The organism is Xanthomonas sp. WHRI 7945 (assembly GCF_035026585.1).
In genome coordinates, this window is sequence record NZ_JAYIQP010000003.1 from 68,040 (window position 1) to 80,861 (window position 12,822).

Here is a 12,822-nt window from a genome sequence, read left to right on the forward strand (position 1 = left end):
TCTCAACCCACCAAAAACCGCTCCCCAATCATCCCCTCGATCGCCTCCATATCCGGCAGCAGCGCGCTCTGCTCGCCCAGCAGCACACGCATATGCACGCCAGCAGGCAAGGTTTCCTCGGAAGCGTCGGCGAGCAAACCGTCGCGCGGGACCGAAATCAGTTGCGGGAAGGATTGGGTCAGCAAGGCGAAGTACGGCAGGTCGGGGTTGCCGCCCAGCGCCTTCAGCACGACGATCTTGTTGTTGGAGGCGACGGTCTCGCTACCCAGGCCGGTCAGGCGGGCGAAGGAGAAAAGCGGCACTTTCCAGCCGTACCAAGCGATCTGGCCGAGCAGCCAGTGCGGGGCGTCGGGCAGCGGTTCGACCGGGATGCGCGACATCACCTCGGCGACGGTGGCGTTGGGCAGCAGGACGCGCTCGCTGCCGGCCTGGATCAGGACACCGCGGATTTCGTCGTTGCTGGCGTAGCTGCTGCTCATGGGTTACGTCGTCCTGGAACCGGGAAAAACGCGCGGGCGGCGGCTCAGCCGCCCCATCGCGCGGACAGGGCTTGCGCCAGCTGCACGGGGTCGCCGCCGGGATGGCCGCGGCCGGTCAGTTGCGCGCCGGCGGCCGGGTCGTAGCAGCCGTCGCCGGTCTGGCCGGCGACCCAGGCGCCTTGCGCGGCCAGGGCCAGCACGTCGTCGACCTGGTGCGGGTCGCTGCCGCTGAGCAGCAGCACGGCGCTGTGCGCGGCCGGCAAGCCGCCGACCACCGAGGCGCCGGCGTCCTGGGCGACGAAGCGCAGGCCGGGGCCTTCGCCGCTGCGCACGCCGACGTCGTCGGGCAGGATGTAGACGTTGCCGGCGGCGACCGGCGCGCCGGCTTCGGCCAGCAGTACCGGCAGCGCGGACACGCGCGCGATCTGCTTGACCAGGTTGCCGTAGCGGCCGCCGTCCAGGCGCAGTTGCACCAGCAGCGGCTGCGGGAAGTCCGACGGCAATGCGGCGAGCAGACGGCGGATGGCATCGGGGCCGCCGATGCCGGCCATCACCAGCACCGCGCCCTGCGCGACGGCCACTGCCGTGGAGGCGGCAGCGGCGGGATCGGTGGCGGCGTCCGCCTCGGAATCCAGCGCGACCAGCGACAGGCCTTCGGTGGAAATCTGCATCTGGCTCAGCGGCGCGCGCGCCTGCACGACCAGCGGTGCGTCGTCGTCCACCAGCGACCAGGCGCTGGCCGGCAACGGCGGCGGTGCGCTGACCGGTGCGGCGGCGGGCACGGCAACCGTGTTCGCCGGTTCCGGTACCGTGGCGGGCGCGGCCGCATCGCCTGCGGCGATCTGATCGCGCGAGAACTGCAGGTCCTCGAATCCGGGCGCGGCATCGGCCGGCGGTTGCCAGGCGTAGAAGCTGTCGCCGGGCACGGTGGTGGCGAAGCTGGCCGCCTCCTCGACGTGGAAGCCGATCGGCGCGCCTTCGTGCAATTGCGCCGGCGTGGCCGGCAGGCCGGGTTCGGGCTGCAGGCCGGTGTCGTTCTCGCGTCCCGGCGGCAGCACGTCCTGGTGGCCTTGCAGCTTGGCCGCCAGGTGCCGCGCCCAGCGCTGCGCCTCCCAGCCTTCGCGGCGTGCGGCCAGTTCGGCTTCGTCGAAGATCACGGTGAGGCCGGGCAGGTCCAGTGCCGCGTCGAGCCGTTCCAGCGCGTCCTCGATCGCCGGTTCCAACGCGATCAGCACGGCGCTGGGCGCGGCATCGGCCAGGGTCTGCGCGTCGATCGCGCCCGGGTCGTCCTCGAGCACGATCGCCGCGCCGACCTGGTGCAGCGCCTCGCGCAGGCGCTCGCGCGCCTGGCCGGGGCGCGCCAGCAGCGCGACCGGGGTGCCGTTGCCTTCGCCGTCATTCGCGAACACGGGCAATCCCCAGCAGGTCGTACACGTTGCGCATCAGATCCAACTCTTGGTAAGGCTTGCCGAGATAGCGTTGCACGCCGATCTCGAAGGCGCGCTGGCGGTGCTTGTCGCCGCTGCGCGAGGTGATCATCACGATCGGCACCGCTTTGTAGCGCGGGTCGGCGCGCATCGCGGTCGCCAGTTCGTAGCCATCCATGCGCGGCATCTCGATATCCAACAGCATCAGGTCGGGCACGCGCTCTTCGAGGCGCTCCAGCGCCTCGATGCCGTCGCGCGCGGCGATCACGTCGAAGTTGTGGCGTTCCAGCACGCGGCCGGTGACCTTGCGCATGGTCAGCGAGTCGTCGACCACCATCACCAGCGGCACGCGCCGCTGTTCGGTCGGTGCCGCTTCCACCACCGGCCGCGCCGGCTGCGCCAGGTAGCGGCGTACCAGCGGGGCGACGTCCAGGATCACCACCACGCGGCCATCGCCGGTGATGGTGGCGCCATAGATGCCGGGCACCGAGGCGATCTGCAGGCCGACCGGCTTGACCACGATTTCGCGGTTGCCGAGCACCTGGTCGATCGCCACCGCCGCGCGCAGGTCGCCGGCGCGCACCAGCAGCAGCGGCACCTGCACCTGGCCTTCGGCGCGTGCCGGGGCCTGGCCGACCAGGGATCCGAGGTCGTGCAGCGCGAATTCCTCGCCGCTGTAGTGGTAACCGCCGTCGGCCGCCTCGAAACGCTCGCGGCTGATGCGGCCGATGCCGCTGACCGAGGCCACCGGCACGGCGAAGGTGGTCTCGCCGATCTGCACGAACACCGCCTGGGTCACCGCCAGCGTCTGCGGCAGGCGCAGGGTGAAGGTGACGCCCTGGCCCCACACCGAGTGGATGTCCACCGAGCCGCCGAGCTGGCGCACTTCGTTGCGCACCACGTCCATGCCCACGCCGCGGCCGGCCAGCTGGCTGACCTGGTCGTAGGTGCTGAAGCCGGGGGCGAAGATCAGCGAATCCAGTTCTTCCTCGGACAGCGCGGCGCCGATCGCGATCAGCCCGCGCTGTTCGGCGCGGTGGCGGATCGCGTCGCGGTTGAGGCCGGCGCCGTCGTCGGCCACTTCCAGCACGATTTCCGAACCTTCGCGGCGCAGGCGGATGGCGATGCTGCCCTCCTCCGGCTTGCCGGCGGCGCGGCGTTGCTCCGGCGTTTCCAGGCCGTGCGCGACCGAGTTGCGCAGCATGTGCTCCAGCGGCGCGATCATGCGGTCGAGCACGTTGCGGTCGAGTTCGCCGTGGGTGCCTTCCAGGGTCAGGTGCACCTGCTTGCCGGTCTCGCTGGCGGCCTGCCGCACCACGCGGCGCAGCCGCGGCACCAGTCCGTCGAACGGCACCATGCGCGCGCGCATCAGCCCGTCCTGCAGTTCCGAGCTGACCCGCGACTGCTGCTGCAGCAGGCCGTCGTACTGCCGCGCCAGGTCGTCGAGCACGCCTTGCAGGCCGCCCAGGTCGGCCGCCGATTCGTTCAGCGCGCGGCTGAGCTGCTGCAGCGTGGAGAAGCGGTCCAGTTCCAGCGGATCGAAGCTCTGTTCGGTCTGGTCCTGCTCGCGCTGGTAGCGGGCGACGATCTGCGCTTCGGTTTCCAGGTCGAGGCGGCGCAGCTGGTCGCGCAGACGCGCGTTGGTGCGGTCCAGTTCGGACATCGCGCCACGGAACGCGCCGAGCTGCTGTTCCAGCCGCGAGCGGTAGATCGCCACCTCGCCAGCGTGGTTGACCAGGCGATCGAGCAGGTCGGCGCGCACGCGCACCTGTTCCTGCATCGGCCGCGCGATCATCGACTCCTCGTCGAGCGTGCCGTCCACCGGCAGCGGCGCCGACAACGGCGCCGGCTCCGGTGCGGGCACCGATTCCGGATCGACCGCGGCCTGGATCATCGCCGCGACGTCGGCATCGTCGGCATGGACGTCGCCGCCGGCATCGGCCGGCACGCTGCGGCCGTGGGTGCGCGCGTCGAAGCGGCCGATCAGGTCGATCGGCATCGCCACCGCGCGGTGGTTGCCGGTGAGGGTGAGCAACTGGTGCAGGCGGTCGAAGCCGCGCTCGAGCAGTTGTACGTCGCTGCGATCGAGTTCGGTGCGGTTGGCCGCCACCGCCTCCAGCAGCGATTCGATGCCGTGGCCGAGGTCGCCGATCGGGTTGACCCCGGCCATGCGCGCACCGCCCTTCAGCGTATGCAGGTCGCGCTGCAGGCCGGCGAGCGCATCGCGGTCCTGCGGCGCGGCGCGCAGCTCGGCGATCAGGCGATCGCAATGGTCGAGCAGGTCCTTGCCTTCCTCGACGAAGATATCGACGAGTTCGCGGTCCAGGTCGGCGAAGTCCAGCGGCCCCATGTCGACGGCGGCCAGGTCGGCCGGCGCGGCGTCGTGGTGGCCCGCCTCGGCGAACGATGCGACTTCGGTGGGCGCATGGTGTTCGTCTTCTTGTTCGTCGCTGGTTGCGGCGTCCGCTGGGACGGCGGTGTCTGCGAGGTCGGCGTCCGTCGGCTGTTCGATGGCGTCCGGCGTGGCGGTGTCCGCGTGTGCGGGCTCGGCGTCCGTCGGGCGCTCTGGGTCGGACAGGTCGGTCTGCTGCGCCTGGTCGGCGTGTGCGTCGTAGGCACAAGACGGTGCGTCGAGGCCGGCATCGCCTTCGTGCACGGCATCGTGCGTTGCCGCGTCGTGTGTGTCGGTGGGATGCGTCGCTTCGGCATCGGCCGTTGCGACAAGCGCGGCGTCGGCGGCATCGGGCGCGGCAGGCGTGGCGTCGTCGGCGTGCGACGCCAGCACGTGGTCGCCCACATCGGTCGCAGCGGTGTCGGCCGGATGCGTCCGGGTGTCGGCTTGTGCGGCGTCGCTACCGACATCGCCAGCTGCGGCGTCCGGATGCGACTCGGCTGCAACGTCCGCGTCTTCCTGCGCGTGCGGAGCAGCATCGGCATCCGTGGCCGGCACGTGATCGCCCGCGTCGGCCGGATGCGCATCTGCGTCGGCCTGTGCGGTGTGGCGATCGGTCTCGTCGACAGCGCCGTCCGGGAGCGATCCGGCTGCAGCCTCCATGTCGCTCTCGGCATGCGCCGCGGCATCGGCGTCGACGTCAGCATGCGCCGCAGCGTCGTCGGCCGCCGGCAGTTCGGCATCGTCGTTCGCCGAGGCGGGTTCGGTGCCGTGCCAATGCGTGGACGGCTGCGCAGAGTCGGCGCTGAACGCATAGCCCTGCGGATCGCGTTCCTGGTCGTGCTCGTGCTCGGCGCGTACGTTCTGGTCGTGATCCTGATCGTGCGTTTTCTGGTCCGATTCGCCCGCGCGCTCGCCATGAAGCGATGCGTCATGCACCGTGGTGTCGTCGGCGGTCGCGTCCTGCTCCTGCGGTTCGATCGCGCCTTCCGGCGGCGGCAGCTCGCTATCCGCCGGCACGCGCTCGTCGGCCAGCGGCGCGTCGACGGTCAGTTCATCGAGCTTGCCGTCCTGGGCCAGCAGCGCCTGTTCGTCGGCGTCGATCGCGGCAGGCGCGCTGCCGCTGTCGGCCGGCGGCGCGGCGATCGCGTTCGATTCCTCCGCGTCGCCATCGGCCGGCGCAACGCCGACGACGGTGGCGTCGTCTCGCTCGCCGAACGAGACATTGGTGTCGTCGGAAACAGGCGTCGCCGAGGCAAGGTCTTCGGCAGAGGCGTCGCTCGGCGCGGGCACGTCGGTGTCGTCGGACGTCGGCGGCCATGCCAGTGGCGCATCGGCCGCCTGCGCCACGGACGCGTCGGCATCGGCGTCGGCGTCGGCATCAGCGACAGGCGCACGCTCCGCGTCCATGCCGGCCGCATCGAGGTGCCTGGCGTCGCCCAGGTACGCCGACAGATCGTCGGCGGCGGTGAGTTCCACCGCCTGCAGCAAGGTCGGGTCCAGCGCCGCGTCGGCGTGCGCCGGTGCCGCGTCTTCGTCGTCCTCGTCGTGCGCGGCTGCGGGCCACTGCGCTTCAGGCAATGTGGCGACCAGCGCCTGCAGGCGCTGCGCCAGTTCGGTGAACGGCGGGATCACCGGCGACGGCGCCTGCAGTTCCTCGATGGTGCCGGCGATCGCGTGCGCGGCATCGTCGAGCGCGCGGACGCCGTCGGCGCTGGGCAGCATGTCGGCGGCCAGCAGGCGCTTGACGTAGCTCTCCGCCGGGCCAGTGACCTCGGTGATCTCCGGCACGTCGGTCATCGCGAACGCGCCGCTCATCGTGTGCACCGCGCGCAGCAGCGCTTCGGTGGCCGGCTGCGGCGCAAGCTGCAGCCAATCGCGGACCGTTTCCAGGTGGGTGCCGACCTCGGCCTCGAGGATCTCGCGCAGCACGCTGTCCACCGAGGCCGGGGTGCCGGCGCGCGGCGCGGCGGCGGCCGGCGTCGGCGCGGCGGCGAAGTAGTAGGCATCCTCGCCGGCGGCGATGCGCTCGGCGACCGCCTGTATCGCGTCCAGGTCGGCATGGATGACGCCATGCCCACGCAGCGCGGCATTGAGTTGCGGCAAGACTTCGTAGGCCAGTTCGACCATCGTCACCACCGCCGGACTGGCCGCGCGGGTGCCGTCGAGCACGCGGTTGAGCATGCTCTCGATCTTCCAACTGAACTCGCCGAGCACGCGCGCGCCGACCAGCCGGCCACTGCCCTTCAGGGTGTGGAACACGCGGCGGATCGGGCGCAGGCTTTCCATGTGGCCGGGCGAGGCGCGCCATGCCGGCAGCAGGTTGCCGAGGTTGACCAGTTCCTCGTCGAATTCCTCGAGGAACACTTCGCGGATGTCGGCGTCGATCTCGCCACCGTCGTCCACGAAACCGCCGTCGATGGTGGCGGGCGCAGTAGCCTGCACCGCGTCGGTGGCCGATTGCGGGGGTTCATCGGTAGCGGATGCACCGGCGGCGCCGGCCGTGGTCGCTGCGGCGACGTCGAACTCCGCGGCGGCAGCATCGAGCTCGGCGAGGAACGCCGCCGACGCGTCGTCCAGTTCGATCGGCTGGATGCTGGCCTTGTGCACGCCGGGCGCCGGCGCTTCCGGCTCCGGGGTCGGCTCCGGCCAGGTCAGGTCGACGAATGGGCTCGGTTCGGCGTCGGCCTGCTCCGCCTCTCCTGCGTATGGGTGCGGCGTTGTGTCGCTGGCGGCCTCTGCCTCGGCCTCGGTCGAGAACACGGTATCGCTCGCCGACAGGTCGATGGTGGGCGTGTCGTGTTCGGCGGCGACATCGCTGTCGTCGTCGGCCAGGCTCGCCGGCGCGTCGCTCCAGGCGATGCTGTGGACGTCGTCGGATGCGGCCAGCGGTGCGTCGGCGAAAGCCGGCGCATCCTCCAGTTCGATCACCAGCACGTCGTCGTCGGCGCTGCCGCTGAATGCAGGGGCGGGCGTGTCGACGATGACCAGGCTGGCGTCGTCGGCCGCGGGTTCGGATTTGGCGTACTCGGCGGCCACCGGGTCGAAGCCGTAGCCGGCCGGCGCCGTGGCGTCGGCCGCGGCGGCGTCATGCGCGGCGGGCTGGTCGGGCGATGCGTCTGCGATCTCCGGACGGAACGCATCGCCTTCCAACGCCAGCGTGTCGACGCTGATGTGCAGCGGCGCGGAGGCCGCCGACCATTCGTCCTGCTCGGCGGCGACTGGATCGAAGCTGGTCGACGCCGGCGCGACGATGGAGCTGCCGTCGCTGTCCGCAGCGCTCACGTCCGCGTCGGACGGCATGCCTTCGTCGGCGACGCCGCCGATGGTCTCGGCGCCCGCGGCGTTCCCAGCGACATCGGCGGCTTCGTCCAACGTCCACTGCGGCGCCTGCGGCACCTCGCCAGGCAGCGGCGGCGGCAAGCTCGCGGCAACCGGCGCGTCCGTGGCCGGTGCCAGATCCCAGGACGGCACCGGCGGCGGCGCGGACACCGCGCGCGGCGCTTCGGCAATGGCATCGATCGATGCAACGCCCAGCTCCGCCATCGGCGCGGGCGGCGACGCATCGGCAGCGACCTGCGGTGCCGGCGCGTCGATCGGCAGCGGCCAGTAGCGCAGCGTCTCCAGGCTGGTGCGGGTGATGTCGAGGATTTCCTCGCGGCCCGGGCGGCGCTCGCGCAGCGCTTCCAGGTAGTACTCCAGGCTGGCCATCGCATCGGCCAGCGTGTCGAGCTGGCGCCCGCTGGGCACGCGGCGCTTGCCGATCAGTTCGACGGCGACGTAGCGGCGCACGCCTTCCAGGTAATCGGCCGGCTGCGGCAATTCCAGCATGCGCAGCGCACCGGCGACCTCGCCGAGCAGGCGCGGTACGTCGCCCAGGCGCTCGTGTTCCCAGTTGGTCTCGATGAAGGCGACGAAATGCTCGCGCGCCGCAGCGAAATTGGCGATCGCCTCGTGCGCCAGCACCTCCACCGTGCGCCGCGCTTCGGCGGCGCTGGCATCGTCGTGGATGCCGGCGCTGGCGCCGAGATAGGCGACCTGGTCGTCGAGCGAGGCGTCCACGTACAGCAGCGCGCCGGCGATATCCAGCAACACGCCTTCGTCGGCCTCGCGCTCGCCCTCGACGATGCTGCGCAGCGAATCGCGCTGCTGCACCACCACGCCGCGGGCCACGCCCAGGCCCATCACCCCGAGGGTGTCGGCGACGTTGCCGAGTTCGTCCACCTGGGTCTGCAGCGCGGCGACGTCGCCGCCGGTGCGCAGGTGCAGGTCGAGCGCATCCTTGACCCGCAGCAGTTCTTCCTTGATCGCGGTGCCGACGGTGTCGAGCAGTTCGCGGTTGCGGCCGCTGAGGCTGCCGCGGGCGTGGTCCAGTTCGGCCTCGGTGACCGCGCTGGCGTCCGGCGACAGCGCGAACAGCGCGCCTTCGCTCAGGCCCGGCTCGCCGCGCGAGGCGCGGATCTCGTTGAGCAGCGGCAGCAGCACGATCGGGATGTCGCGATGGCCGTCCTGCAGGCGCTCCAGGTAATCGGGCAGCAGCACGGTGCCGCGCATCAGCGTCGCGCAGGCCTCGTCGCGATCGGGCACCTGGCCGTTCTGCACGGCGATCGCCAGCAGTTCCAGTTCCTCGGCGACCATTGCCGGCGCGTACAGCTCGACCATGCGCAAGGTGCCCTGCACCTGGTGCAGGTAGCCGGCGCAGAAGCGCATGCGGCTGGTGTCGGCCGGATCTTCGACGAAGTATTCGATCTCACCGCGTACCTGGCGCAGGGTCTCGTCCAGCTCCGGCTTGACCCAGCCCAGGGCGGCGTGGCTCATCGCGTCGCGCAGCGCGCTCATCGCGGCGCCCCGGCGGACGGCCACGCGCCGCGCCGCGTCGGCGCGGCAGCGGAGTGCAGGGATTTTTCACGGTACGTCATGTGCGCTTCCTTCCACCCTGTTCCGATCCGCTCACGCCGGCAGCTTGAAGTCGGCGACCGAGCGCCGCAGGTCCGCTGCCAGTTCCGCCAGGCGCCCGATCGAGTCGGCGGTCTGGCCGGCGCCTTGCGAGGTCTGGCCGGTGATGCGACGGATCACGTCCATCGTCTGGGTGATGTCCGTCGCCGCCGCGGACTGCTGGTGCGCGGCGATGGAGATGTTCTTGATGAGGTTGTTCAAGGCGTTGGAGACGCGCTCGATCTCGGTCAGCGCGGTGCCGGCGTCCTCGGCCAGGCGCGCGCCGGACACCACTTCGGAGGTGGTCTGCTCCATCGAGCTGACCGCTTCGTTGGTATCGGCCTGAATCGTCTGCACCAGGCCTTCGATCCGGCGCGTGGCGCCGGAGGTGCGTTCGGCCAGGCGCTGCACTTCGTCGGCGACCAGCGCGAAACCGCGGCCGGCCTCGCCCGCCGAGGCGGCCTGCACCGCGGCGTTGAGCGCCAGGATGTTGGTCTGTTCGGAAATGTCGTTGATCAGTTCGACGATCGAGCCGATCTCCTGGGTCGATTCGCCCAGGCGCTTGATGCGCTTGGAGGTTTCCTGGATCTGGTCGCGGATCTGGTCCATGCCCTGGATGGTCTCGCGGACCACGCCGGCGCCCTCGGCGGCGATCACCACCGAGCGCTGCGCCACCTCGGCCGACTCGCTGGAGTTGCGCGAGACCTGTTCGATGCTGGCGGCGATTTCGTTGATGCGCTCGGACGCCGAACCGATCTGCTCGGCCTGGTGGCCGGCGGCCTCGGCCAACTGCAGCGCGGTGGCCTGGGTTTCCTCGGTGGAGATGGCGACCTTGGCCGAGGTGTCGTTGATGGTGGTGACCAGGTGACGCAGCTCGTCGACCGCGTAGTTGATCGCGTCGGCGATGGCGCCGGTCATGTCCTCGGTGACCGAGGCCTTGACGGTCAGGTCGCCTTCGCCGAGCGAGCTGATTTCGTCGAGCAGGCGCATGATCGCCTGCTGGTTGCGGCTGTTGTATTCGACCTGGGTCTGGTAGCGGATTTCCTGGTCGCGGGTGCGGCTGCGCACCGAGGTCCAGACGAAGCCGATGATCGACAGCAGCGCCAGCAGGCCGGACACCACGCCCAGCCAGAAATTCGGGAACAGGCGGGTGTCGCGCACCGAGCCGAACGCGGAGAACGCGTCGAACAGCTTCTTGCTGTCGTCGAGCATCTTGTCCGAGCCGGCGGTCAGCGCCGCGGCCGAGGACTGCGCGGCGAACAGGCTGCGCGAGCTGGCCAGCAGCGCGTCCAGGTCCTTCTTCATTTCCGCCCACTGCGCCTGCGACTGCTCCAGCGCGCCCAGCGCGGCGGCATTGCGCACCGGCGCGATGCCCAGTTCCTCGTTGCCGTTGCGCAGGCCCTCGAGCATCTGCCCGAACACCACCGAGTCGCGCGCCAGCGCGTCGCCGGCGCTGGCCGCGCCGCTGCCGCCCGCGCGCATCTCGGTGACGCGGCGGGCCATGGTGCCGGCCACCACCACCTGCTGCAGGGTGTTGTAGATCTGTGCGGCGGGGGCGCCGCCGACGGTCATCGCGCGCACCACTTCGTTGAGCTGCGCCTGCAACTGCGGCACGCCGCCGACGAAGCGCTCGGCGTTGCCGGCCAGCGCCAGCACCGCCGGCTCGCTGTCCACCACCTGCTGCGCGTTCTTGCCCAGCGGGGTCCAGGTGCGGTTGAGCTCGGCCAGCGGGCCGGCGATGCCGTTCTCGTTGGCATAGCGCGCATTGAGTTCGGCGACCGTGCTCTCCACCCGCGCCTTGGTCTGCTTGAACTGCTTGTAGGTGGCGGCGTTGCCGGACACCGCGTCGCGGCCCTGGTTGGCCAGCTGCTGCGACAGCACCTGCAGGTCGGCCGCGCCGGTGCTGGCGCCGGCCAGGCGATTGCCCTGCCAGGTGGCCACGCCGGTGTTGGCGCCGAACACGATCAGCGACAGTGCCAGCAGGCCCAGCCAGAAACTCGTCCCCATGCTGCCAAGCTTGTTGGCCTTGGGGGCGTCCGCTGCAGTACTCATGATTCGACCTCGGTCTTCGATGCGAAGGCAGGCCGCGCGCTCAGGCGGCGGCTTGACGGAATTCGGGTGTACGCGACAGCAGCGACAGCGAGAACACGCCCCAGTCGTTGCTGTCGCCGCGGAACGCGCGGTCGACGAAGTGCGCGTAGCGGCCGTGGGCCAGCTCGCCGGGTTCCACCGCCTGCGACTCGGCGAAGCTGCGCTGGCCGAACAGTTCGTCGATGGTCAGCGCCACGTCGCCGCCGCTCTGGCGCATGATCAGCACGCGCTGGCCTTCCAGCAGCGAGGTGCGCTGGCCTTCCATGAACTGCTTCAAATCGACCACCGGGAACAGGTTGCCGCGCAGGTTGCCCACGCCCAGCAGCCACGGCTGCGCGCCCGGCACCGGGGTGATCGGCGGCATGCGCACGATTTCCACCACCTCGCGGAAATCGGACACCAGATGGCGGTTGCCGACGCGGAAGCCGACCCCGCGCCAGATGTTCTCGTCGAACTCGCGCTCGGGCATCTGCACCGCGTGCGCCAGGCTGCGCCGCTCGTAGGCCTCGAGGATGTCGAAGGGCGAACGCACGTCAGCCGACCAGTTGGTTGATGCGGGCGATCAGGTCGTCTTCGCGCGGCGGCTTGACGATGTAGTCGGTGGCGCCCTGGCGCATGCCCCAGACCTTGTCGGTCTCCATGCTCTTGGTGCTGATGATCAGCACCGGGATGTGCCGGGTGGCCTCGTCGCGCGACAGCGCGCGGGTGGCCTGGAAGCCGCTCATCCCCGGCAGCACCACGTCCATCAGCACCAGGCTGGGCGCCTGCTCGCGGACGATCTTCAGCCCGTCCTCGGCGTTGTCGGTGGCGAGCACCTCGTGCCCGGCCTTTTCCAGCCATTGCGTAAACACCGCCCGGTCGGTCGGTGAGTCCTCGATCAACAAGATTCGAGCCATGGTGCCTTTCCCCCTGGTCAGGCGTTGACGTACGTACGGATCGCGCCCAGCAGTTCTTCGCGTGTGAAGGGTTTGGTGAGGTATTGCTCGGAACCGACGATGCGCCCGCGCGCCTTGTCGAACAGGCCGTCCTTGGAGGACAGCATGATCACCGGCGTCGCCTTGAACAGCTGGTTGCCCTTGATCAGCGCGCAGGTCTGATAGCCGTCCAGCCGCGGCATCATGATGTCCACGAAGATGATCTGCGGCTGCTGATCGGCGATCTTGGCCAAGGCCTCGAACCCATCGGTGGCGGTGACCACCTCGCACCCCTCGCGCTTCAACAGCGTTTCGGCGGTACGGCGGATCGTCTTCGAGTCATCGATCACCATGACTCTCAGTCCTGCGAGTTCCCCACCCGCAGTCGTGTTTTCACTCATTCACTTGCCCCCAGGCGCGCGACGCTTCATCGGATCCGACGTCGCTGCGAAACGACATGTATCCCAAGACCCGCTCAGACTGTCAAGGCCGTCGCCACGGCGCTGCGTTGGACCACTTTCCGGAGCCAACTATGTCACAGTTTGGCTGCCGCCGCAGGGTGCCGCGCGGCCCGGCGGCGGTGA

6 protein-coding genes and 2 pseudogenes are annotated in these 12,822 nt (G+C 70.5%); all 8 read right to left on the reverse strand.

Annotation, left to right across the window (positions count from 1 at the left end; all coding sequences use genetic code 11):
* Nucleotides 1–2 precede the first annotated feature (2 nt).
* Nucleotides 3–479: a chemotaxis protein CheW gene (locus VDQ83_RS03475; RefSeq protein WP_455433878.1), complete on the reverse strand. Its 477-nt coding sequence runs from the start codon at nucleotides 477–479 to the stop codon at nucleotides 3–5.
* A 44-nt stretch (nucleotides 480–523) separates the two neighbouring features.
* Nucleotides 524–1,888, reverse strand: coding sequence for a chemotaxis protein CheB (locus tag VDQ83_RS03480; protein ID WP_455433879.1), 1,365 nt, complete (start codon nucleotides 1,886–1,888; stop codon nucleotides 524–526).
* A pseudogene (locus VDQ83_RS03485) lies at nucleotides 1,875–4,286 on the reverse strand (response regulator); the annotation flags it as partial. The pseudogene VDQ83_RS03485 and the gene VDQ83_RS03480, both read right to left, overlap by 14 nt.
* Before the next feature lie 1,080 nt (nucleotides 4,287–5,366).
* Nucleotides 5,367–9,137: pseudogene (locus tag VDQ83_RS03490) on the reverse strand (Hpt domain-containing protein); the annotation flags it as partial.
* Nucleotides 9,138–9,248: 111 nt separating this feature from the next.
* Nucleotides 9,249–11,285, reverse strand: a complete 2,037-nt coding sequence (locus tag VDQ83_RS03495; RefSeq protein ID WP_455433880.1) for a methyl-accepting chemotaxis protein — start codon at nucleotides 11,283–11,285, stop codon at nucleotides 9,249–9,251.
* 40 nt (nucleotides 11,286–11,325) lie between these two features.
* Nucleotides 11,326–11,856, reverse strand: coding sequence for a chemotaxis protein CheW (locus VDQ83_RS03500; protein ID WP_309917779.1), 531 nt, complete (start codon nucleotides 11,854–11,856; stop codon nucleotides 11,326–11,328).
* A gap of 1 nt (nucleotide 11,857) precedes the next feature.
* Nucleotides 11,858–12,220 (reverse strand): response regulator, encoded by a 363-nt coding sequence (locus VDQ83_RS03505; RefSeq protein WP_263395363.1) that lies wholly within the window; start codon nucleotides 12,218–12,220, stop codon nucleotides 11,858–11,860.
* 17 nt (nucleotides 12,221–12,237) lie between these two features.
* Complete coding sequence (gene pilG / locus VDQ83_RS03510) at nucleotides 12,238–12,639, reverse strand: twitching motility response regulator PilG (protein ID WP_003472648.1); 402 nt, start codon at nucleotides 12,637–12,639, stop codon at nucleotides 12,238–12,240.
* Nucleotides 12,640–12,822: the final 183 nt, after the last annotated feature.